This is a genomic window from Amycolatopsis sp. NPDC114478 (assembly GCF_055633805.1).
In genome coordinates this window covers 297,030-320,673 of record NZ_JBVKDO010000006.1, presented here as the reverse complement: position 1 = coordinate 320,673, position 23,644 = coordinate 297,030, and the positions used below count along the sequence as shown (strand labels likewise).

The following is a 23,644-nucleotide window of genomic DNA, read 5'->3' as shown; positions in this document are numbered from 1 at the left end:
GTGATCCAGGTGGCCGCCACGGCCGCCGTCTGCGGCCTGGTTCTGGCCGCGTGTGGGTCCACAAAGGACAATGCCGCGGCACCAGCGGCGGGCGGCGGCGCCGGCGGCAAGGTCGGCGCCACACTGCCCCTGCTGACCTCGCCGTTCTGGCAGGCCTACAACAACTACGTGCCGAAGATGGCCAAGGAAGAGGGCGTCGACGTCCTCCCGACGGTCAACGCCGACAGCGACCCCGCGAAGCTGATCACCGACATCGGCACCTTCCTCAACCAGGGCGTCAAGGGCCTGGTCGTGACGCCGCTGGACTCGGCCGCGATCGTCGCCGGGCTCAAGCAGGCCGAGAACAAGGGTGTCCCGGTCGTCGCCGTGGACGTCGCCCCCGAGAGCGGCAAGGTCGCCATGGTGGTGCGGGCCGACAACAAGGCCTACGGCACCAAGGCGTGCGACGCGATCGGGCAGAAGGTCAAGTCCGGCAAGGTCGTGCAGATTATGGGCGACCTGGCTTCGGTCAACGGCCGCGACCGCTCGGAAGCCTTCCGCGACTGCATGAAGTCCAAGTACCCCGGCATCCAGGTGCTGGAGATCCCGGCCGAGTGGAAGGCCGACAAGGCGTCCTCCGGCCTGGACAGCATGCTGACGGCCAACCCGGACATCAAGGGCGTCTACATGCAGGCCGGCGGCGTCTACCTGGCCCCGACCGAGCAGGCGCTCAAGCGCAAGAACCTGTTCTTCCCGGTCGGCGACCCGAAGCACATCGTGCTCGTCTCCAACGACGGCATCCCGCAGGAGCTGGCCGCGATCCGCGCCGGCGAGCTGGACGCCACGGTGTCGCAGCCGGCCGACGCGTACGCGAAGTACGGCCTGTACTGGCTGAAGAAGGCCATGGCGGGCGAGACGTTCAAGCCGGGCCCGACCGACCACGACAGCACCATCGTCGAGATCAGCCCCGGCATCCTCGAAGACCAGCTGCCCGCGCCCGTCATCACCAAGGACAACGTGGACGACAAGGCCCTCTGGGGGAACAACCTGTGACCGCGCTGCCCGCCGGCGAATCCGCCGTCCCGGTGGTCAGCGCCGTAGGAGTCGGGAAGCGCTACGGCCCCACCGTGGCGCTCCACGACGTCAGCCTCACCGTGCACCCCGGCGAGTCGCACGCGCTCGTCGGGCGCAACGGGGCCGGCAAGTCGACGCTCGTCTCCATCCTCACCGGACTGTCCGCCACGGACACCGGGCACGTCGAGTTCGGCGGCGAGCCGGCCCCGCCACTGTCCAAACAGGACGACTGGAAGGCGCGTGTCGCCTGCGTGTACCAGCACGCGATGGTCGTCCCGCAGCTCACCGTCGCCGAGAACCTGTTCCTCAACCGGCAGGCGGCCGGCGGGTTCTCGATCGGCTGGAAGTCGTTGCGGCGCAAGGCCCGTGAGCTGCTCGACTCGTGGGACGTCCACGTCGACGTCGACACCCCGGCCGGCGAGCTGTCGGTCGAGGACCGGCAGTTCGTCGAGATCGCCCGCGCGCTGTCCTACGGCGCCCGGTTCATCGTCCTCGACGAGCCGACCGCGCAGCTGGACAGCCAGGCCATCGAGCGGCTCTTCGAGCGGATGCGCCAGATGCAGGCGGGCGGGGTGACGTTCCTGTTCATCTCCCACCACCTGCACGAGGTCTACGAGGTCTGCCAGGCGGTGACCGTGCTGCGCGACGCGAAGCACGTGCTCACCGCGCCGGTCGCCGAGGTCGGCAAGGCGCGCCTGGTCGACGCGATGACCGGCGAACCCGGCGGCCTGTCGGTCCGCGACGCCGCTTCCCGCGAATCGCTCGAAGACGACGCCGAAGAGATCCTGTCGGTGGACGGGCTCTCCGGCGACGGCTTCCGCGACGTCTCGTTCCGGCTGCGCCGCGGCGAGGTCGTCGGGCTCGCGGGCAGCAACGCCAGCGGGAAGCACCAGGTCGCCGAGACCGTCTACGGCTTGCGGACGCCGTCGGCGGGCACGGTCCGCGTCGACGGCGAGCCGTTGCGGCCGGGTGACATCCCGGCGGCGCTGCGCGCGGGCATCGGCTGCGTGCCGCGCGACCGGCACCACGAAGGCCTGGTCCTGGACCACTCGATCGCGGACAACGCGACGATGTCCATTTTGGACAAGCTGGGCCGCGGCGGGATCGCGTCGCCGCGCACCCGGTTCGCGAGGGCGTCGCAGGCTTTGCAGGACTACGACATCGTCGCCGCGAGCGCCGAGCAGCCCGTGTCGGACCTGTCGGGCGGCAACCAGCAGAAGGTCGTGCTGGCGCGGGCCTTGATCGGCGACCCGCGGGTGGTCGTGCTGATCAACCCGACCGCGGGCGTGGACGTGAAGTCGAAGGAGGCGCTGCTCGCGGTCGTCGACCGGGTGCGCGCCGAGGGCAAGGCGGTGCTGATCGTCAGCGACGAGCTGGACGACCTGCGCCTGAGCGACCGGGTCCTGGTGCTGCGCGCCGGGGCCGTGGTCGCCGAACACCAGGCCGGGTGGTCCGACGGCGACCTCGTGGCCGACATCGAAGGAGTCGAGCTTTCGTGACCGACGTGATGACCTCCCCGCAGACGGAGCTGCCCGCCCCACCCCGGCGCCGCAAAGCCGTCTGGCTGCGTGAACTCGCCCTGCTGCCCGCCCTGGTCGTCGTGTTCGTCATCGGCGGCCTGGTCGACGACACGTTCGTCGGCTGGAGCAACATCGTCAGCATCCTGACCGCGTCCGCGGCACTGTCGCTGGTCGTGCTCGGCGAGTCGCTGGTGCTGATCACCGGGAAGTTCGACCTGTCGCTGGAATCCACGATGGGTCTCGCGCCCGCGCTGGGCGCGATGGTCGTGATCCCGGCGGCGTCGGCCGGCTTCGGCGTCGAGCTGCCCGCCGCAGTCGGCCTCTTGGTGATCCCGCTCTGCGGGGCACTGGTCGGGTTCGTCAACGGCTTCCTGATCGTGAAGCTGAAGCTGAACGCGTTCATCGTCACCCTCGCCATGCTCACCGTGTTGCGCGGTGTGCAGGTCGGCTCGACCAAGGGCAAGACGCTGTTCAACCTGCCGGACTCGTTCACCAACCTGGCCACGACGACGTTCCTCGGCCTGCCGATGTCGGTGTGGCTTGCGGCGCTGCTGTTCGCCGTGGCCGGGTGGGTGCTGCGCTACCACCGCGTCGGCCGGGCGCTGTACGCGATCGGCGGCAACCGCGAAGCCGCGCGGGCGGCCGGTGTGCGCGTCGACCGGATCGCGTGGGCGGTGTTCGTCGTCGCCGGCGTCCTGGCCGCGATCGGCGGGCTCGCGTACACCGGTTACGTCGGGGCCTTGGGCGCGAACCAGGGATCCGGCATGATCCTGCAGGTGTTCGCGGCGGCGGTGATCGGTGGCGTCTCGCTCGACGGCGGCAAGGGCACCCTCGTCGGCGCGCTGACCGGCGTCCTGCTGCTGTCGTCGGTCTCGAGCCTGCTCAACTACGCGCACGTGACGGCGGAGTGGCAGGGCGCGATCTACGGCGCCATCATCCTGGTCGCGCTGATCATCGCCCGGTACGCGGGCGGGAAGCCCCAGACCTGATGGTCAGCCCGTGATCATCGGATCACTGTCAGGAAGCTTCGGCGGCCGGCCCGTCGTCCGAGTCGGGCACCGTCGGGTCGTCCGCGGTGCCCAGGGCGTTGCGCAGCCACTGCTCCACGCCCGCGACGTGCACGGTCGCCCACGAGCGCGCGAGCTCCGGCTCGCGCGCCGCGATGGCCTCGTAGATCGCCGAGTGCTGCTCCCGCGTCTTCGCGACCGCGCCCTCCTGGGTGAGGCCGCGCCAGATGCGGGCGCGAGCGGTCGGCCCGGAGAGGCTGTCGAGCAGCGAGCACAGCACCGGGTTGCCGGAGCCGTCGGCGATCTTGCGGTGGAACTGCAGGTCGTTCGCGACGAGCGCCTCGACGGTCGGCGAGTCCTCCAGCTCCCCGAGGAGCTGGCCGAGCTCGGTGATGTCGTCGTCGCTCATGTGCAACGCGGCGAGCGCGGTGGCGGCCGGCTCGAGGATCCGCCGCACGGCGAGGAAATCCAGCACGGTGTCGTCGCGGTGGAAGTCGACCACGAACGTCATCGCGTCGAGCAGCAGGTTCGGCTCGAGGCTGGTGACGTACGTGCCGTCGCCCTGGCGGACGTCGAGCACCCTGATCAGGCACAGCGCCTTGACGGCTTCCCGCAGGGAGCTGCGCGAGAGCCCGAGCCGCTGGGCCAGCTCGGCCTCCTTCGGCAGCCGGTCGCCCGGCGCCAGCTCGCCGGAGATGATCATGTCCTTGATCTTGTCGATCGCGACATCGGTGACGGGCATCGCGTCCGCCCTCCCTGCAACAGACCTCGGATGTTTCGGTGTTCGACACCAGCGTGCCATGACCCGGCCAAGGAGTGGTGATGACCCACCAGCCCGCACCACAAAGAGTGGCTCTGCACACCCGGCTCAAGCCGGGCAAGGAAGCCGAGTACGAGTCCGTCCACGCGGTGATCCCGCCCGAGCTGGACACCGCCCTGCGCGAAGCCGGTGTCCGCACTTGGCGGATCTGGCGTAACGGTCTCGACCTCTTTCACGTCGTCGAAGTCGACGACTACGCGGCGATGCGGGCGGCCCTGCGGGACCACCCCGCGAACGTCCCCTGGCAGGCCAGGATGGCCGAGCTGCTGGCCGTCGAAGACGACTACTCCGGCGGCGACACCGGCATCGGGCTGGTCTGGGAACTGCCGGAAAAGGAGTGACGGCGTTGGAACTCTCCCTGTCCCCGCTGGGCCTCGGCTGCGCGCAGCTGGGCAACCTCTACCACGCGATGAGCGACGAGACGGCCGCCGCGACCGTGAACCGCGCGTGGGACGAGGGCATCCGGTACTTCGACACGGCACCGCACTACGGCCTGGGCCTCTCGGAGACCCGCCTCGGCGCGGCCCTGCGGTCCCATCCGCGCGACGAGTACGTGCTCTCGACGAAGGTCGGCCGCGTGCTCGAACCGAACCCGGACGGCGCCACCGCCGTCGACGACCAGGGCTTCGCCGTCCCAGCCGCGTACAAGCGACGGTGGGACTTCAGCCGCGACGGCGTCCTGCGCTCCCTCGAAGACAGCTTGACGCGGCTCGGGCTCGACCGCGTCGACATCGTCTACGTCCACGACCCCGACGACCACTTCGAGGAGGCCCTGCGCGGCGCCTTCCCGGCGTTGCGCGAACTGCGCGAGCAGGGCGTGATCGGCGCGTTCGGCGCCGGGATGAACCAGGCACCCATGCTCGCGGAGTTCGTCCGCCGGACCGAGCTCGACGTGCTGCTGGTGGCGGGGCGCTACACGCTGCTCGACCAGCCGGCGCTCGACGAGCTGCTGCCGCTGTGCCTCGACCGCGGCGTCCGGGTGGTCGCCGGCGGCGTCTTCAACGGCGGCATCCTGGCGACCGCCGAGCCCGGCCGGGTCTACGACTACGCCGAAGCCCCGCGGGAGCTGGTCGAGCGGGCCGGGCGGATCGCGGCGATCTGCGCGCGGCACGGCGTCGAGCTGCCGGAAGCCGCGCTGGCGCTGCCGATGGCGCATCCCGCGGTGGCGTCGGTCGTGGTCGGCGCGCATGATCCTTCCCAGGTCAGCGTCAACGCGCGGCGCGCGCGGGCCGTCGTGCCGCCGGAACTGTGGACCGACCTGGTCGACGCGGGCCTGTTGCGCGCCGACGTCGTCCTCGCCGAAGGAGTCTCATGATCGACGCGCACCACCACCTGTGGGACCCGGCGCGGCGCGAGTACCCGTGGATGGCGGGGGAGGCCCTGGCCCCGATCCGCCGTCCGTACACGGTGGACGACTTGCGCGCGGTGACCAAGGCGGCCGGCGTGCACGCGACCGTGCTGGTCCAGACGGTGTCGTCGGCCGAAGAGACCGCGGAGTTCCTGGCGATCGCCGAGGCCGAGCCGGTGATCGCGGGCGTCGTCGGCTGGGTGGACTTGGCGGCCCCGGACGTCGCGGACCGGCTGGCTTCTTCGGACGGCCCCTTGGTGGGGACCCGGCACCAGGTGGAGAACGAGCCGGACGACGACTGGCTGCTGCGCCCGGAGATCGTCGCCGGGCTGAGCGCGGTGGCGTCGGCGGGCTTGGCGTACGACCTGCTGGTCCGCCCGGCGCAGCTGCCCGCGGCGGCGGAGGTCGCGTTGCGGCTGCCGCAGCTGCGGCTGGTGCTGGACCACGCGGCGAAGCCGCCGATCGCGGCGGGGGAGTGGGAGCCGTGGGCGTCCAGCGTCGCGGCGCTGGCCGCGCGCGAGAACGTCGTGTGCAAGCTCTCCGGGCTGGTCACGGAGGCGGACTGGACGGGCTGGGAGGTCGGGCACCTGCGCCGGTACTTCGACCACGTGCTGGACGTGTTCGGCCCGGAGCGGCTGCTGTTCGGCTCGGACTGGCCGGTGTGCGAGCTGGCGGCGTCCTACGAGGTGGTCCTGGACGCGGCGATCGCGCTGACCGGCTCGCTGTCGGACGCCGAGCGGCTGGGCGTGTTCGAGCACAACGCCCGCCGCGTCTACGGCTTGGATGCGAGCGGGGAAACCTCTTCCAGGGGGTAAAAGAGGTTTCCCCGCCCGCCGCTGGGGTGGCCTAGAACTCTTCGTCGCTGATCATGCCGCGCAGCCGGGTCAGCGCCCGGTGCTGCGTCACGCGGACGTTGCCCGCGGAGATGCCGAGGGCTTCGGCCGTTTCCTGCGCGGAGAAGCCGACCGCGATGCGCAGGGTCAGGATCTCCTGCTGTACGCGCGGCAGCGAGGCGAGCAGCCGGCCGAGCCGGGCACCGAGGTCGAGGTGCAGTGCGTGGGACTCGGGCTCGTTGCCGGCCACGTGCGGGCTCTCCGGGAGCTCGGGGACGGGTTCGGAGCGGTCGCGGGCGACGGCGCGGTAGGCGTCGGCGACCTTGTTGGCCGCGATCGCGTGGACGAGGTAGAGGAAGGAGCCGCCGCGGTCCTGATAATCCGGAAGGGCCTTCAGGACGGCGAGGCAGACCTCTTGGGCGACGTCGTCGGCCGAGAGGTACGAGAGGTCACGGCCGCCCATCCGCGCGCGGCAGTACCGCACGACGACCGGTTCGATCATCTGGAGCAGGTTGTGGATGGCGGCGGGGTTGCCCTCGCCGGCATCCTTCACCAGAGGGTCGAGGTCCTCCTTCGTCAGGCGTCCGCTGGGCCTGGGAGATGACTCCAGGGTGCGATAATCGCGAACGTCGGAAGCGGATTGCTCGGTGGTCCTCGGCGGTGCTGTCATGGTCGTCTCCCCGGCCGACCCTCGACCGTCGCTGCCGGGGGCTCCACTCTCCGTGACTTTTCGATTGCAGATCTTCCCGGGCTCCCCCGCTTGACCTGCGCTCGGTGCGACGCTCGGTAATCGTAAGCACCTCCCGGGCCATCAGTCCAGATTTCAACGACCAATACCCCGTTAGCAGCAGTGACCGTGATGTTCCCGCGACCCGGTCGTGCACATTGCGATTAATCGGTTTCAGGATGTGCCGAGTTCACCCGTCAGTGGAGGACGGCCACGGAAGCGGCAGTCACGGTCACGGCGAGCGACGCCACGGCGGGCAGAATCGGGCCCATCGCGGCGGGCTTTTCGGTCCGAAGGTCGCGTTCCCGCCGCACGGCCACGCCTGCTAGCAGGGCAGATGTGGCGGCGGCGAGCAGAACGGGGACCAGTGCGACACCCCAATGGCGCTGGGCGGCGGTGTGCAGGAGCAGTACGGTGCAGGCGGCGGAGGCGAGGGCGGTCCGCCGCCAGGCGAGCCCGGTCCGCTCGGCTTGAGCCCCGCCAGGGCTGGTCACGCGGGGGTCCGTCGGGGAATGACGGTACTTCTGACGTCGTGATAATCGCGAAGCAGCGGTATTCGGGTGCGACGCCGAGGTGAAGCGGGGTTGAGCCGAACGGCCGGAGCGGCGGCCGCGGGGGTGTGGATAACCCGATCGGGTGGGGTGGCGCCGAGTGCGGTCCGTGGTCGCGCGAACGGCCCAATTCGGACGCGGCCGAGTCGAAGGCCGATTCTCGAGGTCCGCCCGGTCCGCGGCGGCCGAGTGCGAGGCACCCTCGCGGGGGATGGGGTTCGCGCGGTGCGAGGTGACTCGGCCCGGGTTGGCGTGGCCGGTCGCCGGCGCGACATGGTGGGAGGTGCCTCGGTCCGGGTCGGGTCGGCTGGTCGCCGGCGCGGCGCGGTCGGCAATGGCTCAGTCCGGACCGAGTTGGCCGGTCGCCGCCGCGACATGGCCGGAAGTTGCTCGGTCCCGGTTGGGTTGGCTCGTCGCCAGCGCGGCGTGGCCGGAGGCGGCTGGACCGCGCCGGGCTTGGCCGATCCGCCGCGCCGCCCTCGCGGGGTCGGCTCGTCCCGCGGCACCTGGGTCGGCTCGCCGCCCGTCCGTGCCCCGCGTCGCTTGCTCACGACACCACCAGCAGCACCGCCGCGGCCACCGTCAAAGCCAGCAGCCCGCCCGTCAACACCACGATCATCCAGCTCCGCGGCAACGGCTCCCCGGCCCGCATCGCGATCTGCACCCGCCGCCACCGCGGATAGGCCGTCGCCGCCAGGGCCGCCGCCAGTACTACGCACAGCCCCGCCAGGACCGCGCTCGCCGGGGCCGGGACCAGCTGGTGGACCGCCACTCCGCCCGCCAGCAGCCCCAGCGCCGTTCGCAACCACGCCAGGAACGTTCGCTCGTTGGCCAGGGTGAAGCGATAGTCCGGTTCGCTGCCGCCCGCGTGGGGCGTGATGTCGTCCGAGGCCACGGCCCCGACGCTAGCCGGTGTGGGCCGCCGCGGCGCCTTCGGTGCCGTGCGCGAACACCCACCAGCGCAGCACCGCGAACCGCACGAACCCGCCGACCAGGCTGGCCAGCAGCAGCGTGCCCGTCTCCTCCCACGATGTCGGCCGGTCGACCACGGCGTCGAGGATCGCCAGCACCGCCGAGCCGTACCCGGCGTAGAAGGCGAACGTCAGCAGGTCCTGCAGGTGCCGTTTGCCCGCGTTGCTCCGCCGTCCGGCGAAGGTCACGCGGCGGTGGAACTCCGTGTTCCCGACCGTCGTCAGCGCGATCGCGACCAGGTTCGCCACCTGGGAGCCGAGCTCGTCGCGCAGCAGGAGGAACAGCACGGCCTGGACGCCGGTCGTCACCACGCCGGCCACGACGTACCACGCGGCATGGGTGCCGAGCTCGTGGTGGCGTTCCGGATCGGTGGCGAGCAGCCGGTGCTCCGGTGCGCACCTGGTGGTGGCCATGATGCCAACCTACCTTGCGTTCACAAACTTGTGAATGTGTTAAACCAGTTGAAGAAATGTGATCCCGGCGACACCGCCGGAGTTTCGGCCTCCGGGACCCCGGGTAGGTCCACCGATGATGCCTGTTTCCTACGCGCCGGGAGAGACCAGTGAGTGACCGTGACGCGGCCGAACCGGAAAGCTTGGCCCCCAGTGAAGCGCTGGACGAGGACGAGCTGCGCGTGGACCCGCTCGAGGAGGGCGTGGAGCCGCCCGAGCACTGGAGCGCCGCCAACCGCTTCGGCACGACGCCCCGAGAAGCCCGCGAAGGCGAGCCGATGGACCAGCGCCTCGCCGAAGAGGTGCCGGACACCGAGCCGGAGCCCGTCCCGGAGCGCCCGCTCGCGGTGACCCCGGCGGACCAGCTCGACGAGACCGTCGAGGACGCCCCGGCCGACTTCGAGCCGGTGGCCCCGGAAGACGAAGTGCCGCGCCGGCACGCCGACCCCGATCCGCGCGAACAGGCGGACTACGCGGGCGGGTCCGTCGCGGACGCCATCCGCGAGGCGCGGCAGAGCTGACCCGCTCAGACTGCACGCCCGAACGGACGCCCCTAGCGTGGGGGCTTCCAGTGCATCGGACCGCGACGAAGGGAAGGCCGAAGATGCTGACCGTGACCGAAGCCGCCAACGAGGCGATCACCGCACTGACCAGCCAGGGGGAGGGCGACGCCGGGCTCCGCCTGGCCGTCCAGAACGCCGACGGCGAGAGCGCCCAGCTCGCGCTGTCGGTCGCCCCCGAACCCGCGGAGGGCGACAGCGTGCTCGGCGCCGAGGAAGGCCCGAAGGTCTTCCTGGAGCCGCAGGCCGCCGCGTTGCTCGACGACAAGGTGCTCGACGTCCAGGAGGACGAGGCCGGCGGAGTCGCCTTCGCCGTGCTGCCGCAGCACACGAGCTGACCGCGGCGGACGGGCCTTTCGCAGCGGCGCGGAAGGTCCGTTCGCCGACCGGGCGGCCGACGTCGTGAACGAGTCTGTTCAGGCCCGCCAGGCGCGCACCACCTCCGCCGCGCGAGCCCGAAGCAACTCCGCCGCGTTCGCTCGCGCGTAATCCAGTGAGGGCGCGTGGTCGATCAACGCGCTGCTCCCCACCACTCCCAGCCGTTCCAGCCCGGCGGCGTCGAGCTGGATCCGCCCGGCCAGCGCCAGCAGCGGTACCCCGCGCGGCCGCGCCCGGTCCGCGATCCCGGCGGGCGCCTTGCCGTTCAGGCTCTGCTCGTCGAGCGACCCCTCCCCGGTGATGACGAGATCGGCGCCGTCCAGAGCCTGGTCGACCCCGGTCAGCCCGGCGATGAGGTCGAACCCGGATTCGACGGTCGCCCCGAGCGCGATCGCGGCCGCGGCCACCCCGCCGCCGGCCCCGGCACCCGGGACCTGCGAGACGTCCGGAGCGCCACCCACCTTCAAGGCGTGCGCCCACCGCCCGAGCGCTTCGTCGAGCAACGCGACTTCCGACGGGCCCGCGCCCTTCTGCGGCCCGAACACCGCCGCCGCCCCCGAGGGCCCCAGCAACGGGTTCGTGACGTCGGTCGCGACTGCGACGCTCACGCCGTCCATGCGCTCCCGCACCGGAGCCAGTTCGGTCGACGCGACGCGCCCCAACGTGCCGCCGCCCAAGCCGACTGGCGCGCCGAACGCGTCCAGCACGCCCGCACCGAGTGCGCCGAGCATCCCGGCACCGCCGTCGGTGCTGGCCGTGCCGCCGACGGTCAGGACGAGCCTGCGGGCGCCGTGGATCAACGCGTCGGCGAGGAGCTCCCCGACACCCCAGGTGTGCGCGGCCAGCGCGGTTTCCGGGCTGGGCTCGACGAACTCGATCCCGCACGCGCGCGCCGACTCGATGTACGCCGTGCCGTCCAAGACCGCGTAGGAAGCCTTGACCGGCTCCTCCAGCGGCCCCCGGACCGTCAGCCGGACGATCCGCGCGCCCGCCGCTTCGAGGACGTCGAGGGTGCCTTCGCCGCCGTCGGCGACCGGGCACGTCACGATTTCCGCGTCCGGCAAGGCATCGCGCACGCCGAGCGCAATCGCCTCCGCGGCCTCGACCGCGGTGAGACTGCCCTTGAACTTGTCGGGCGCGATGACGACCCTGGTCACGGCTTCACCTCCGTCAGCGGGGGACGCCCGGCGAGCACCGCGGCGACGTTGCGGGCCGCCAGCACGGCCATCTCCGTCCGCGTTTCCACCGTCGCGGACCCGAGGTGCGGGCTCAGCACGACGTCGTCGCGGCCGAGCAGCCGCGGTTCGACGTCGGGCTCCTTCTCGAACACGTCGAGCGCGGCGCCGGCGATCTCCCCGGCTTCGAGAGCGTCCGCCAACGCGGCTTCGTCGACGACCGGGCCGCGCGTGGTGTTCACCAGGTAGGCGCCGGGTTTCATGGCGCGCAACGCGGCGGCGTCGATGAGGTGCCGCGTCTCGGGAGTCAGCGGGCAGTGCAGCGAAACGACGTCCGAGCGCGCCAGGAGTTCTTCGAAGGACACGTATTCCGCGTCGAAGTCCTGCTTCGACCGTCCCGAGTAGACGATCGACATCCCGAACGCCTGTGCGCGCCGGGCCATCGCCCGGCCGATCTGGCCGAGCCCGACGACGCCGAGCGTCTTGCCCTGCAGGCCCGAGCCGAGCAGGAACCCGAGGTGGAACGACCACGGCGTGCGCGAGCGCAGCAGCCGTTCCCCTTCGCCGATCCGCCGCGTGACGGCGAGCAGCAGGCCGAACGCGAGGTCGGCGGTCGCGTCGGTCAGCACCCCCGGCGTGTTCGTGACGACGATCCCGCGGGAGGCCAGGGCCGGGACGTCGACGTTGTCGTACCCGACGGCGACGTTCGCGACCACCTTCAACCCGGGCCCGGCGGCGTCGGCCAGCGCGCCGTCGAGCCGGTCGTGCAGCATCCCGACGACGGCCGAAGCGCCGGAGACGAACTCGTGCAGTTCGTCCGGCGACAACGGCCGATCGGCGGGCGACACCACCACGTCGCCCGCCTCGGCGAGGAGCTTCACCGCGTCGTCCGGAATCCATCGGGTCACCACGATCTTGGCCACCCCGACAGACTAGTTCACGGCACCGACAATTCAGCCCCGCTGAACCGCGTCCAGGACGATCTCCGACTGCGCCGCGGCCCCGGCTCCGTTGGGGTGGAAGGGGAACGCGAGCAGCGGCGGGTTGCTCGTCGAGATCGGGATCAGGCGCCATTGGCAATCGGGATGACCGGCCAGCAGCCCTTCCCGCTCGCGGGCAGCCCGGCGAGGTAGTTCACGAGCAGAATCCGCGCCCGCGGCGAGCGCTCCTTGATCGTCCGCAGCGATGCCGCGATCTTCGGTGCCGTCGCCGTGACAGCGTTTCCAGCTGGTCGACGCCGCCCGCGGTGAACTTCGCCTTGCACGTGCTCACCGGCAGCGGCTGCGTGTCGCGGTGCGTGAAAAGTCAATCGATCCCGCCCCGGTCACGCCGATCGGCGTGGGTAATCAGACCCTGGTCAGCCGCACGACCGCGCTCGCGTAACCGCTTCCCGGCAGGTCGACGTCGAGGCCGTGGCTCAGCAGCACCGCGCCGTCGTGCACGGCGCCGCCGGAGTCGCGGTACCGCGCGGACGGCTCCAGTCCCGCCAGCCGCGGCGGTGTCACCGGCCGCGCGAACTCCGTCGGACGCCGCCAGAAGAACACGACCACGTCGCCGCCCAGGACGTACTGGACCGCGGTCAGCGCCGACGTCGCCGGGTCCGCCAGCCGGTACAGCTCGCCGTGCTGCACGACCGGCCGGATCTCCTTGTACAGCGCCACGAGTTCCGCCGCTTCCGCGAGTTCGGCGGCGGACCAGCGAGGCAGGTCGCCGCCTAGACCGAGCACCCCCGCCATCGCGACGTGGAAGCGGAAGCTCAGCGGCGCCTCGCGGCCGGTGGTCGGGTTCGGGCTGTCGGTGACCCACGCCGACATCGTGCCCGCGGGGTAGATCTGGCCGTAGCCGTGCTGGATGGTGATCCGGTCGGCGGCGTCGGTGTTGTCGGACGCCCAGATCTCGTCGGTGCGCGCGAGGATCCCGAGGTCGGTGCGCCCGCCGCCGCCCGCGCAGCCCTGGATGCGCAACGCCGGGTGGTCGGCGCGCAGCCGGTCCAGGATGGCGTGCACCGCGCGGACGTGGTCCACCCACACGCGCCCGGCGTCGCCGCCCGGCCAGCCGGCTTCGGTGAACGCGCGGTTCATGTCCCACTTGAGGTAGTCGATGCCGTGCTCGCCGACGAGCCGGTCGAGCCACTTGTGCGCCCAGTCCGCGACGTCCGGGCGCGCGAAGTTCAGCACGAGCTGGTTGCGCAGCGTCGTGCGTTCGCGGTTCGCCATGTGCAGCACCCAGTCCGGGTGCGCGCGGTAGAGATCGCTGTCCGGGTTGACCATCTCCGGCTCGACCCACAGCCCGAACTTCATCCCGTGCGCGTGGACGGCGTCGACCAAGGGCCGCAAGCCCGCGGGGAAGCGCTGCTCGTTGGGGGTCCAGTCGCCGAGCCCGGCGGTGTCGCCGGTGCGGGCGCCGAACCAGCCGTCGTCCATGACGAACAGTTCCGCGCCGAGCTTCGCGGCGGCCTCGGCGAGCGAGGTTTCGGTCCGCTCGTCGACGTCCCAGCCGGTCGCCTCCCACGAGTTGTAGACGATCGGCCGCAGCTCCTCCGGGTGCGGCTGGACGAACTCGCGGACGTAGGCGTGCCAGCGACGGCTGGTGCCGCCGAAGCCGTCGGCCGCGTAGAGCCCGGCGAACACCGGCGTCTCCCAGGTTTCCCCGGGCCGGAGCGACCAGCCGACGTGTTCGTGGCCGAACCCGCCGGTCCACGTGACGCGGCCGGTGTGCGTGTGCTCGACGGTGATCCGCCAGCTCCCGCTCCACGCGAGCGCGGTCGACCACACCTCGCCGGCCGTCTCGGTCGCGTCGCCCGCGTCGAGCATCACCCAGGGGTTGACCTGGTGGCTGGACACGCCGCGGCGGCTGGTGAGCGTGGTTTCGCCGACCGGCACGGCTTCGCGCAGCACGCCGTACTCGGCGCTCCACGCTCCCGACGTCCGGGTCAGCCGCGCCCCGGTGCGCCGGGGGAGCGTCCAGGACGCGGAATCCGTGCGCAGCAAGGAAACCGGCTCTTCGGAGCGCAGGGAGACCCAGCGTTCGACGACGTCGCCGCGGACGCGGTAGTGCAGCGAGAGCTGCAGGGGGTAGTGCCGGTCCACGAGCCGCACGACCAGGGAGTCCTCGGTGCTGGTGTGCCCGTCGTAGCGCCACTCGAGCGCGGACGTCCCGTCCTCGTACCGCACGGCCAGCGCGGCGACGCCGAAGAAGGCGCCGCCTTCCGCGGGCAGTTCCTGCCGTTCGTCGCCCGGCTCGTCGAAGCTGCTGTCGGCCGGGTTGCGGCGCGCGGCGACCTGCGTGGCCTGGGCCAACGTGAGCGGCGGGCCCCAGTGGACGTGCCGCGGCCGGTCGTCCGCGTCGAGCCGGAAGGCGTACGAGCTGCCGGGGGTGCGCAGCAGCCAGAGCCGGTGCGCGGGGTCGTGTTCGACGAGCGACATGATCCCGAGCGTAGGCATGACCAGGCAAAAAATAAATTCTTGACGAAGTTAATTAATCCTGTCTACCCTTCCGGCCATGCCTCGCAGTGCACCGGCAAGGGCGCCGATCACCAGTCCCGCGGCGGCGACCGTGTTCACCACGGTCCTGACCGAAGGGCCGGTTTCCCGCGTCGACGTCGCCCGGCGCACCGGTCTGTCCTCGGCCGCGGTCACCAAGGCCGCCCGGCCGTTCATCGAAGCCGGTTACCTCGAAGAACTCGCCTCCGAAGGCCGCACCACGCCGGGCGCCGGCCGCCCCGCCAACCCACTCGCGATCCGCCCGGACCGCGAGTACTTCGTCGGCGTCAAGATCACCGGCGACGACCTCATCGGCGTGGTCACCGACCTGCGCGCCGACGTCCGGGCCAGCGCCCACCACGCGTTGACCGGTCACGACGTCGACCACGTCGTCCGCGCGCTGGCCGATCTCGCCGGGGAGTTGTTGTCCGGCGAGCTTCGCGAGCGTGCCTACTGCCTGGGTGTCGCGGTGTCCGGCGACGTCGACCGGGCGTCCGGCGTCGTCCGGTACTCCCCGTTCCTCGGCTGGCGGGACGTCCCCTTGGCCGAACTCCTCGAGGAGGCCACCGGGCTGACCGTGACCCTCGAAAACGACGTCAAGGCCCTCGCCGTCGCCGAGCAGTGGTTCGGGGAGGGGGTCGGGGCGTCGTCGTTCGCGCTGGTCACAGTGGGGACGGGCATCGGCAGTGCGCTGGTCGTGAACGGTGACCTGGTCCGCGGCGCTCATGGCGTCGCCGGGGAGATCGGGCACGTCCCGGTCGCCGACGGCGGGCCGGCGTGCCACTGCGGCGGGCGCGGCTGCGTCGAGGCGATCGCGTCCACCGAAGCGATCCTGACGCGCGCCCGGCAGGTCACCGGCGAACCCGGGCTGTCGATGGACGACGCCGTGACGCGTGCTCGCGGCGGCGACGAGCCGCTGCGTGAGGTCTTCGCCGCCGCCGGCCACGCGATCGGGCTGGGGCTGGCCGCGCTGGTCAACCTGTTCGGCCCGGAACGGGTGGTGGTGTCCGGCGAGGGCGTCGCCACCTACGACCTGTTCGAGGAGCAGATCCGCCGGACCTTCGCGGTCCAGGCGTTCGGCAGCGCCGCCCGGTGTGGCCTGGTCATCCGGCCGCTGCCGTTCGAGGAGTGGGCACGGGGCGCCGCCGCCGTCGCCGTCCAGAGCCTTTTCGTGTTCGACAGCGTCCAAGGAGACACCTCGTGAGCCCCATGAATCGTCGAAGCTTCCTGGTCGGTTCCGTTCTCTTCGCGGGGGGAGCGGCTCTCGCGGGTTGCACCTCGGACCCGCTGAACAAGAACGCCGCTTCGGGCGCGAAGGTCACGCTGCAGCAGTGGTACCACGCGTACGGCGAATCCGGGACGCAGCAAGCCGTCCAGCGGTACGCGCAGGAGTTCACCAAGGCCAACCCGGACATCGCGATCAACGTCAGCTGGATCGCCGGCGACTACGAGACCAAGCTGAACTCGGCGATGCTCACCGCGCAGGCGCCGGATCTGTTCGAGCTGGGTGACTTCCGCTACCAGAACGTCAAGAACGGCCTGCTCGCGCCGCTCGACGACATCGTCGACCCGGTCAAGGGCGACTTCAGCCAAGCCGCGCTGGACACGGTGACCGTCGACGGCAAGGTCTACGGCGTCAAGATGATCGACGACGTCATGATGCTGTACTACCGCAAGAGCGTGCTGCAGGCGGCGGGCGTCCAGCCGCCGCAGACGTTCGCCGAGCTGCTCGAGGCGACGCGGAAGCTGAACACCGGCAAGCAGAAGGGCCTGTACGTCGGCACCGACGGCGTCGGCGAGGCGGCGACGCTCCTGCTCTGGTCGTCCGGCGGCGACTTCTTCGACTCGAGCGGTAAGAAGGTCGCGTTCGCGTCACCCGAGGCGATCGCCGCGATCGGCGGCCTCAAGCAGCTGCACGACACCGGCGGCCTGCTGCAGGGCTACCCGACGGACTGGTCCGACCCGGGCGCGTTCGCCAACAGCGCCACCGCGATGCAGTGGGGCGGCCTGTGGTCCCTCCCGGACATCAAGAAGGCCCTGGGCGACGACTTCGGCGTCGTCGCGTGGCCGAAGTTCGGTGATGCCGGCAAGCAGGTCGCCCGCGTCGGCGGCTGGTACCAGCTGGCGAACGCGAAGTCGGCCAACTTGGACGCCGCCAAGAAGTTCATCGACTGGCTGTGGGTCAAGAACGCCGACCTGCAGAAGGACTGGTGCGTCAAGTACGGCTTCCACATCCCGGCCCGCAAGGAGGTCGCGGCGGGGACGACCGAGTTCTCCAGCGGTCCCGCGAAGGACGCCGTGACGATCTCGCAGCAGAGTGGCAAGTCGTACTCGGGGCTGTGGAACAAGGCGTCGGCGACGCTGTTCCTGCAGGCCGCGACGAAGATCGCGAACGGGCAGGCCGACCTGGCCGCCGAGCTCGCCGACGCGGCGAAGAAGGCGCAGGCCGAAGTCGACAAGCAGCTGGCATGACGGCCTTGATGGAGGCTCCCGCGGCCTCTCCGGCGGTGGCGAAGAAGCGTCGCCGCCGGAGGGACTGGCGGGCGATCGGCGCGTTCGCCGTGCTGACCGGGCCCGTGGTGATCGGGCTGGGGCTGTTCAAGTACGTCGCGATCGCGTGGAGCTTCCTACTCAGCTTCAACGACGCCCGCGGCACGATCACGATCGGGCACTGGATCGGCTTCGACAACTACGCGTTCCTGCTCGGCGACGACGCCTTCCTGACGTCGTTGTCGACCATCGCGGTCTTCACGATCTTCATCGTGCCGATCACCTTCGTGGCTTCGCTCGGTCTCGCGGTGCTGATCAACAGCATCAAGCGCGGCAAGGCGTTCTTCCGGACGGTGTTCCTCATCCCGGCGGCGGTGTCGTACGTCGTCGCGGCGCTGGTGTGGAAGATGGCGCTGTTCAACGGCCTGCCGTCCGGCGTCGCGAACGTCCTCGGCGGCCTGTTCGGCGCCGACCCGGTGCCGTGGCTGTCGACGACGAGCCCGCCGGTGTACTGGGTCGCGGTCGTGACGCTGCGGCTGTGGCTGCAGGTCGGGCTGTACATGATCCTCTTTCTGGCCGGGCTGCAGGCGATCTCGCCGACGCTGTACGAGGCCGGTGAGCTGGACGGCACGACGAAGTGGCAGGCCTTCCGCTACATCACGCTGCCGCAGCTGCGGAACACGTCGGTGGCGGTGCTGCTGCTGATCCTGATCGCCGCGTTCCAGGCGTTCGACGAGTTCTACAACCTGTTCGGCACCGGGCTTTCCGGCACGGCGACCGCGCCGGTGAAGCCGCCGCTCGTCTACCTGTACGACTCCGCGCTCGGCGACCAGAACTACGGCGTCGGCTCGGCGGGCGCGTTCCTGCTGACCGTGCTCATCGTCGTGATCACGCTGCTGCAGGGCCGGTTCGTCGGCTTCGGGAAGAAGGACTGATGGCCGTCCTCCCGGTGTACCGGAAAGCCCCGAAGTACGTCCTGGCATCCGTGCTCTCGCTGGTCTTCCTGCTGCCGTTCTACATCATGGTGCGCAACGCGCTGATGACGCGCCGGCAGGTCAGCTCGCCGGACTGGTCGTGGCTGCCGGACCCGCTCTCCTGGGTCAACTTCGGCGACCTGTTCGCCGACGCGTCGGTGCCGATGGCGCACGCGTTGTGGAACTCGTTCCTGGTCGCGATCGTCACGGCCCCGGTCGGCACGCTGTTCGGTTCGATGGCGGGGTACGCGCTGGCCCGGATCAACGTCCCGGGACGGCGTGCGGTGTTCACGTACGTGCTGGTCACGCTGATGATCCCGCAGTCGGTGACGTTCGTGCCGACGTTCGTCGTCGTCGGTTCGATGGGTGGGGTCAACACCGAGTGGGGCATCATCGCGCCGAACCTGTTCAGCGCGTTCACCGTGATCCTGTTCCGCAACTTCTACCTGCGGTTCCCGGCGGAGATCGAGGAGGCCGGGCGGCTCGACGGGCTCGGCTACCTCGGCGTCTACCGGCGGCTCGTCCTGCCGAACTCCGGAAGCATGATCGCGTCGCTCGGCGCGCTGATGTTCATCGAAAGCTGGAACGCGTTTCTGTGGCCGCTGGTGATCGGGCAGGACCCGTCGTCGTGGACCGCGCAGATCGCCCTTTCGACGTTCCTGACCGCCCAGTCGGTCAACCTGCCGGCGTTGTTCGCCGGTGCTTTGGTCACCATCGCGCCGCTGGTCGCGATGTTCCTGGTCGCCCAGCGGTTCATCGTCCGCGGGATCGCGGCGAGCGGGCTCAAGGAGTAGGTCCCCCCTATCGAGGAGTGTTCAGTGAAGCGCCTCCTTTCCGTTTTCCTCGCTGTGCTCGGGCTTTTCTCGCTGGTCGTTCCTGCGGCCGACGCGCGGACTCCGTTCGTGAAGCCGTTCATGGGCTGGAGCAGCTGGAGCCTCGAGTCGTCGACCCGTGCGGGTTACGGCACTTCGTGGCTTAACGAGTCGCACGTCCGCGACGCGGCTTCGGCGATGGCTTCGAAGCTCAAGTCGGCCGGTTACACCTACGTCAACATCGACTCGGGCTGGAACGCTTCGCAGTCCTGGGTCTTCCACACCGACGTCAACGGCATCCCCGACCCCGATCCGACGCGGTTCCCCTCCGGGATCGCGACATTGGCTTCCTACGTGCACTCCCTCGGGCTGAAGCTGGGCCTGTACGCGGTGACCGGGCTCGAGAAGGAGGTCTACGACAAGAACGCGCCGATCCTCGGGACGTCGTGCCGCGCTCAGGACATCGCGTACCGGCCGCTGACGCCGTCGAACGGCTGGGGCGGCAACTGGAAGGTCGACTTCACGAACCCGTGCGCCCAGAAGTACTACGACTCGACCGTGGCGCGCTTCGCGTCCTGGGGCGTCGACTTCGTCAAGGTCGACGGGACGACCGCGGACAACGTCGCCGACATCAAGGCGTGGTCGTCGGCGATCGACCACTCGCGGCGGCCGATGTGGCTGACGGCGAGCGCGTGGCCGGTGCCGCGGTCCATCGGTTCTTCGCTGGCCCCGTACGCGAACGGCGTGCGCGTCGACACCGACGTCGAGTGCTACTGCGAGACGGTGTCCACTTGGGACAGCTCGGTCAAGGCGCGGTGGTCGGACCTGCCGGACTGGCTGGGCGTGTTCGGGCCGCAGTACCGGCCGGATCTGGACTCGATGCCGATCAGCAACAACACCGGATCGGGCATCCAGGACGGGATCTCCGACGTCGAGCGGCAGAGCGTGATGACGTTCTGGTCGATGGCGTCGTCGCCGTTGTACGTCGGGGGAGACATCTACTTCCTGGACGCTTCGGCGGTGTCGATCCTGACGAACCCCGAGGTCATCGCGGTCGACCACGCCGGTTCCTATCCGACGCGGGTGACCGGCGGGAACCTGCAGGTCTGGAAGAAGAAGGCGCCGGACGGGACGTGGTACGCGGCGGTCTACAACCTGGGTTCCGCGCCCGCGGACATCACGGTGGACCTGGGTGTCCCGGGCGCGCGGCCGGTGCGTGACCTCGTGGCGCGCAAGGACCTCGGGCGGTTCCGAGGCTCCTGGACGGCGGCCGCGGTGCCTCCGCACGGCTCCCGGCTGGTCCGGATCGGCTGAGTCCCTCGCACGAAGGGGACTTTCTTCGCTTGCTGGCGCGAGGAAAGTCCCCTTCGTCGTGTGTGCGTCATCCATTGGGTGGAAGACGTCTGGTCGGTGCTGCCTCGTCGTGCTATGTTCGGTTGAAGAACGAGTGTGCGTGATGCGAACGGATTCGGAGCGTGGGATGGCGGAGCTGCTGTCACTGGAAGAGGCCGTCGGCCGGCTGGTGCACGACGGCGACACCGTCGCGCTCGAAGGGTTCACGCACCTCATCCCGGTCGCGGCCGGGCAGGAGATCATCCGGCAGGGCCGGCGGGGCTTGACGCTGGTGCGGATGACCCCGGACATCGTGTACGACCAGCTGATCGGCGCGGGCTGCGCGAGCAAGCTGATCTTCTCGTGGGGTGGCAACCCCGGGGTCGGCTCGCTGCACCGGTTCCGCGACGCGGTCCAGCACGACTGGCCGGTCCCGCTCGAGATCGAGGAGCACAGCCACGCGGGCATGGCGAACCGGTACGTGGCCGGCGCGTCCGGCCTGCCGTTCGCGGTGCTGCGCGGCTACACGGGCACGGACCTCCCGGCCCAGACGGACACGATCAAGCCGATCATGTGCCCGTTCACCGGCGAGCGGCTCACGGCCGTCCCAGCGCTGAACCCGGACGTGACGATCGTCCACGCCCAGCGCGCGGACCGCGCCGGCAACGTCCAGATGTGGGGCATCACGGGGGTCCAGAAGGAAGCGGTCCTGGCGGCGAAGCGCTCGATCGTGACGGTCGAGGAGATCGTCGACGAGCTGGAGCCCCGTCCAGGAGCGGTCGTCCTCCCGGCGTGGGTGGTCACGGCGGTGGCCGAGGTCCCAGGAGGCGCGAAGCCGTCGTACGCGGCGGGCTACTACGAGCGCGACAACTCGGCGTACCAGGCATGGGACGAGGTCGGCCGCGACCGCGAGGCGTTCACGAAGTGGCTGAACGAGCTGACCGGGGTGAAGGCATGAGCAGCAGCTTGTCGGCTCGGCGGATCCGCCGTCGCGGAGTTGCCCAGCCGGCCTTCGCCGCCGCGAGCCACCCGGTCTCGCCCCGAGCCCATGCGGCGGCCAGCGATCTTCGGGCTGTCCGGCCGGTGGTCGGCGGCGACCCGGCGCCCACCCCGAGCGGCTTGCGTTCCGTCTCGGAGGCCCCGACCCAGCGGCTGACCCGAGCGGCCCGCCGCCCCATCCCGGCCCGCCCCACCGTGCCCGACTCCGCGGAGGTCCCAGCGTGAGCACCGACTACACCGCCGACGAGATGATGAGCATCGCGGCCGCCCGCGCTCTCGCCGACGGCACCTCCTGCTTCGTCGGCATCGGCCTCCCCAGCAAGGCGGCCAACCTCGCCCGCCGCGCTCACGCCCCGAACCTCACCCTCATCTACGAATCCGGCTGCCTCGGCGCGAAGCCGTCCCGCCTCCCGCTGTCCATCGGCGACGGCGAGCTGGCCGACACCGCCGACGCCGTCGTCAGCGTCCCCGAGGTGTTCAACTACTGGCTCCAACCGGGCCGCATCGACGTCGGCTTCCTCGGCGCCGCCCAGCTCGACAAGTTCGGCAACATCAACACCACCGTCATCGGCTCCGACTACCACGACCCGAAGGTCCGCCTCCCCGGCGCGGGCGGCGCCCCCGAGATCGCGGCCTCCTGCGGCGAGGTCTTCATCGTCCTCCGCCAGAGCCCCCGCGCCTTCGTCGAAAAGGTCGACTTCGTGACGTCCTTCGGCCACGGCACGGGCAAGGGCGACCGCGAGAAGCTCGGCCTCCCCGGCAAGGGCCCGACCCTGGTGGTGACCGACCTCGGCCTGATGCGCCCCGACCCGGAGACCGCCGAGCTGACCCTCACCGAGCTCCACCCGGGTGTGGAGCTCGACCAGGCGATCAAGGCCACGGGGTGGACACTGAAGGTCGCGGACGACCTGAAGGTCACCCCCGCCCCGACCGAGCAGGAGCTGACGGTGCTCCGAGACCTGGAGAAGGCATGACCGACGTCTACGTCCTCGACGCGATCCGCACCCCGTTCGGCCGGTACGGCGGCGCGCTGGCCGGCGTCCGCCCGGACGACCTGGCCGCCGGTGTCCTCAAGGCACTGCAAGCCCGCAACGACCTCGATCCGTCCACAGTGGACGAGGTGACTCTCGGCGACGCGAACGGCGCGGGCGAGGACAACCGCAACGTCGCCCGCATGGCCGCGCTCCTCGCCGGCTGGCCGACGAGCGTTCCGGGCAACACCGTCAACCGCCTCTGCGGCTCCGGCCTGGACGCGGTGATGCAGGCCAGCCGCGCGATCCAGGTCGGCGACGCGTCGCTGGTCGTCGCCGGCGGCGTCGAGTCGATGACCCGCTCGCCGCTCGTCATGCCGAAGCCGGAGAAGGCGTTCCCGGCCGGAAACCAGACCCTCTACAACACCGCGCTCGGCTGGCGCATGGTCAACCCGGCGATGCCGGCGCAGTGGACGATCTCCCTCGGCGAGTCCACCGAACTGCTCGCCGAGCGCTACGGCATCGGCCGCGACGAGCAGGACGCCTTCGCCGCCCGCAGCCACGTCAACGCCGCGAAGGCGTGGGACGAAGGTTTCTACGACGACCTGGTCGTCCCGGTCGAGGGCGTCGACCTGGCCCGCGACGAGGGCATCCGCCCGGACTCCAGCCCCGAGAAGCTCGCCAAGCTGAAGCCCGTCTTCCGCAAGGAGAACGGCACCGTCACGGCCGGCAACGCCTCCCCGCTGAACGACGGCGCCTCGGCGCTCCTCCTCGGCGACGAGGCAACCGCGAACCGCCTGAACAAGGCGCCGCTGGCCCGGATCGCCGGCCGCGGCGCGGCGGGTGTCGACCCGGACGTCTTCGGCATCGGCCCGGTCCGCGCGGCCGAAATCGCCCTCGAACGGGCCGGCATCGGCTGGGACGACCTGGCCGCGGTGGAGCTCAACGAAGCCTTCGCCGCGCAGTCGCTGGCCTGCCTGCGCGACTGGAAGAAGCTCGACCCGGAGATCGTCAACACCCACGGCGGCGCGATCGCCATCGGTCACCCGCTCGGCGCGTCCGGTGGCCGGATCCTCGGCACGCTGGCCCACGACCTGCACCACCGCGGCGGGGGCTGGGGACTGGCCGCCATCTGCATCGGCGTCGGCCAGGGCCTGGCCGTCGTCCTCGAAGGCCGGTAAGGGAGAG

Annotated in this window: 24 protein-coding genes; 16 read left to right on the top strand and 8 right to left on the bottom strand. The window is 70.9% G+C overall.

Annotation, left to right across the window (positions count from 1 at the left end; translation table 11 throughout):
• The 3 genes from ACZ7OH_RS20085 to ACZ7OH_RS20075 are packed head-to-tail and all read left to right on the top strand — an operon-like array spanning position 1 to position 3,562.
• Positions 1 to 1,032 carry a sugar ABC transporter substrate-binding protein gene (locus ACZ7OH_RS20085; RefSeq protein WP_470282254.1) on the top strand — a complete coding sequence of 344 codons (1,032 nt, stop codon included), beginning with the start codon at positions 1 to 3 and terminating at the stop codon, positions 1,030 to 1,032.
• Positions 1,029 to 2,552, top strand: coding sequence for a sugar ABC transporter ATP-binding protein (locus tag ACZ7OH_RS20080; RefSeq protein WP_470282128.1), 1,524 nt, complete (start codon positions 1,029 to 1,031; stop codon positions 2,550 to 2,552). Before ACZ7OH_RS20085 ends, ACZ7OH_RS20080 begins: the two co-directional genes overlap by 4 nt.
• Positions 2,549 to 3,562, top strand: a complete 1,014-nt coding sequence (locus tag ACZ7OH_RS20075) for an ABC transporter permease (protein ID WP_470282127.1) — start codon at positions 2,549 to 2,551, stop codon at positions 3,560 to 3,562. Before ACZ7OH_RS20080 ends, ACZ7OH_RS20075 begins: the two co-directional genes overlap by 4 nt.
• Positions 3,563 to 3,590: 28 nt before the next feature.
• Here the strand turns inward: ACZ7OH_RS20075 and ACZ7OH_RS20070 are convergent, their stop codons facing one another.
• Positions 3,591 to 4,322, bottom strand: a complete 732-nt coding sequence (locus ACZ7OH_RS20070) for a FadR/GntR family transcriptional regulator (protein WP_400903509.1) — start codon at positions 4,320 to 4,322, stop codon at positions 3,591 to 3,593.
• A gap of 80 nt (positions 4,323 to 4,402) precedes the next feature.
• On the opposite strand from ACZ7OH_RS20070, the gene ACZ7OH_RS20065 reads away from it, so the two are divergent.
• The 3 genes from ACZ7OH_RS20065 to ACZ7OH_RS20055 are packed head-to-tail and all read left to right on the top strand — an operon-like array spanning position 4,403 to position 6,563.
• Positions 4,403 to 4,741: an L-rhamnose mutarotase gene (locus ACZ7OH_RS20065; RefSeq protein WP_372670518.1), complete on the top strand. Its 339-nt coding sequence runs from the start codon at positions 4,403 to 4,405 to the stop codon at positions 4,739 to 4,741.
• Positions 4,742 to 4,746: 5 nt separating this feature from the next.
• The gene (locus ACZ7OH_RS20060) at positions 4,747 to 5,715 is read left to right on the top strand and encodes an aldo/keto reductase (protein ID WP_470282126.1); all 969 of its coding nucleotides are present in this window, start codon (positions 4,747 to 4,749) and stop codon (positions 5,713 to 5,715) included.
• On the top strand, positions 5,712 to 6,563 hold the full coding sequence (locus tag ACZ7OH_RS20055) for an amidohydrolase family protein (protein ID WP_470282125.1): 852 nt from the start codon (positions 5,712 to 5,714) through the stop codon (positions 6,561 to 6,563). The genes ACZ7OH_RS20060 and ACZ7OH_RS20055 overlap by 4 nt, the downstream gene beginning before the upstream one ends.
• Before the next feature lie 31 nt (positions 6,564 to 6,594).
• On the opposite strand, the gene shbA is transcribed toward ACZ7OH_RS20055, so the two are convergent.
• The 4 genes from shbA to ACZ7OH_RS20035 form a co-directional block, all read right to left on the bottom strand.
• Positions 6,595 to 7,251: an RNA polymerase sigma factor ShbA gene (gene shbA / locus ACZ7OH_RS20050; RefSeq protein WP_470282124.1), complete on the bottom strand. Its 657-nt coding sequence runs from the start codon at positions 7,249 to 7,251 to the stop codon at positions 6,595 to 6,597.
• 254 nt (positions 7,252 to 7,505) lie between these two features.
• Complete coding sequence (locus ACZ7OH_RS20045) at positions 7,506 to 7,802, bottom strand: DUF202 domain-containing protein (RefSeq protein ID WP_470282123.1); 297 nt, start codon at positions 7,800 to 7,802, stop codon at positions 7,506 to 7,508.
• A gap of 604 nt (positions 7,803 to 8,406) precedes the next feature.
• On the bottom strand, positions 8,407 to 8,754 hold the full coding sequence (locus tag ACZ7OH_RS20040; RefSeq protein WP_470282122.1) for a YidH family protein: 348 nt from the start codon (positions 8,752 to 8,754) through the stop codon (positions 8,407 to 8,409).
• Positions 8,755 to 8,764: 10 nt separating this feature from the next.
• Positions 8,765 to 9,244, bottom strand: coding sequence for a GtrA family protein (locus ACZ7OH_RS20035; protein ID WP_400903520.1), 480 nt, complete (start codon positions 9,242 to 9,244; stop codon positions 8,765 to 8,767).
• A 149-nt stretch (positions 9,245 to 9,393) separates the two neighbouring features.
• Here ACZ7OH_RS20035 and ACZ7OH_RS20030 point away from each other — a divergent pair, with 149 nt between their 5' ends.
• Positions 9,394 to 9,804, top strand: coding sequence for a hypothetical protein (locus ACZ7OH_RS20030; protein ID WP_400903521.1), 411 nt, complete (start codon positions 9,394 to 9,396; stop codon positions 9,802 to 9,804).
• Between the two features lie 83 nt (positions 9,805 to 9,887).
• Positions 9,888 to 10,181, top strand: a complete 294-nt coding sequence (locus ACZ7OH_RS20025) for an iron-sulfur cluster biosynthesis family protein (protein WP_400903523.1) — start codon at positions 9,888 to 9,890, stop codon at positions 10,179 to 10,181.
• Between the two features lie 78 nt (positions 10,182 to 10,259).
• On the opposite strand, the gene ACZ7OH_RS20020 is transcribed toward ACZ7OH_RS20025, so the two are convergent.
• The 3 genes from ACZ7OH_RS20020 to ACZ7OH_RS20010 all read right to left on the bottom strand — a co-directional run bounded on the left by ACZ7OH_RS20020 (position 10,260) and on the right by ACZ7OH_RS20010 (position 14,821).
• Positions 10,260 to 11,378, bottom strand: coding sequence for a glycerate kinase (locus ACZ7OH_RS20020; protein WP_470282121.1), 1,119 nt, complete (start codon positions 11,376 to 11,378; stop codon positions 10,260 to 10,262).
• The gene (locus tag ACZ7OH_RS20015) at positions 11,375 to 12,319 is read right to left on the bottom strand and encodes a 2-hydroxyacid dehydrogenase (RefSeq protein ID WP_470282120.1); all 945 of its coding nucleotides are present in this window, start codon (positions 12,317 to 12,319) and stop codon (positions 11,375 to 11,377) included. The genes ACZ7OH_RS20020 and ACZ7OH_RS20015 overlap by 4 nt, the downstream gene beginning before the upstream one ends.
• Before the next feature lie 423 nt (positions 12,320 to 12,742).
• Positions 12,743 to 14,821, bottom strand: a complete 2,079-nt coding sequence (locus tag ACZ7OH_RS20010) for an alpha-galactosidase (RefSeq protein ID WP_470282119.1) — start codon at positions 14,819 to 14,821, stop codon at positions 12,743 to 12,745.
• A gap of 76 nt (positions 14,822 to 14,897) precedes the next feature.
• Between ACZ7OH_RS20010 and ACZ7OH_RS20005 the strand changes: the two genes are divergently transcribed.
• The 8 genes from ACZ7OH_RS20005 to ACZ7OH_RS19970 all read left to right on the top strand — a co-directional run bounded on the left by ACZ7OH_RS20005 (position 14,898) and on the right by ACZ7OH_RS19970 (position 23,637).
• Positions 14,898 to 16,082, top strand: coding sequence for an ROK family protein (locus tag ACZ7OH_RS20005; RefSeq protein WP_470282118.1), 1,185 nt, complete (start codon positions 14,898 to 14,900; stop codon positions 16,080 to 16,082).
• Between the two features lie 5 nt (positions 16,083 to 16,087).
• Positions 16,088 to 17,350 (top strand): ABC transporter substrate-binding protein, encoded by a 1,263-nt coding sequence (locus tag ACZ7OH_RS20000; RefSeq protein ID WP_470282253.1) that lies wholly within the window; start codon positions 16,088 to 16,090, stop codon positions 17,348 to 17,350.
• The gene (locus tag ACZ7OH_RS19995) at positions 17,347 to 18,303 is read left to right on the top strand and encodes a carbohydrate ABC transporter permease (RefSeq protein WP_470282117.1); all 957 of its coding nucleotides are present in this window, start codon (positions 17,347 to 17,349) and stop codon (positions 18,301 to 18,303) included. Before ACZ7OH_RS20000 ends, ACZ7OH_RS19995 begins: the two co-directional genes overlap by 4 nt.
• The gene (locus ACZ7OH_RS19990) at positions 18,303 to 19,136 is read left to right on the top strand and encodes a carbohydrate ABC transporter permease (RefSeq protein WP_470282116.1); all 834 of its coding nucleotides are present in this window, start codon (positions 18,303 to 18,305) and stop codon (positions 19,134 to 19,136) included. The genes ACZ7OH_RS19995 and ACZ7OH_RS19990 overlap by 1 nt, the downstream gene beginning before the upstream one ends.
• Positions 19,137 to 19,160: 24 nt before the next feature.
• Positions 19,161 to 20,468 (top strand): glycoside hydrolase family 27 protein, encoded by a 1,308-nt coding sequence (locus ACZ7OH_RS19985; RefSeq protein WP_470282115.1) that lies wholly within the window; start codon positions 19,161 to 19,163, stop codon positions 20,466 to 20,468.
• 166 nt (positions 20,469 to 20,634) lie between these two features.
• Entirely contained in the window at positions 20,635 to 21,444 is an 810-nt protein-coding gene (locus tag ACZ7OH_RS19980; protein WP_470282114.1) for a CoA transferase subunit A, read from the top strand.
• Positions 21,445 to 21,733: 289 nt separating this feature from the next.
• Positions 21,734 to 22,459, top strand: a complete 726-nt coding sequence (locus tag ACZ7OH_RS19975; RefSeq protein WP_470282252.1) for a CoA-transferase subunit beta — start codon at positions 21,734 to 21,736, stop codon at positions 22,457 to 22,459.
• Positions 22,456 to 23,637, top strand: coding sequence for a thiolase family protein (locus tag ACZ7OH_RS19970; protein WP_470282113.1), 1,182 nt, complete (start codon positions 22,456 to 22,458; stop codon positions 23,635 to 23,637). Before ACZ7OH_RS19975 ends, ACZ7OH_RS19970 begins: the two co-directional genes overlap by 4 nt.
• Positions 23,638 to 23,644 lie beyond the last annotated feature (7 nt).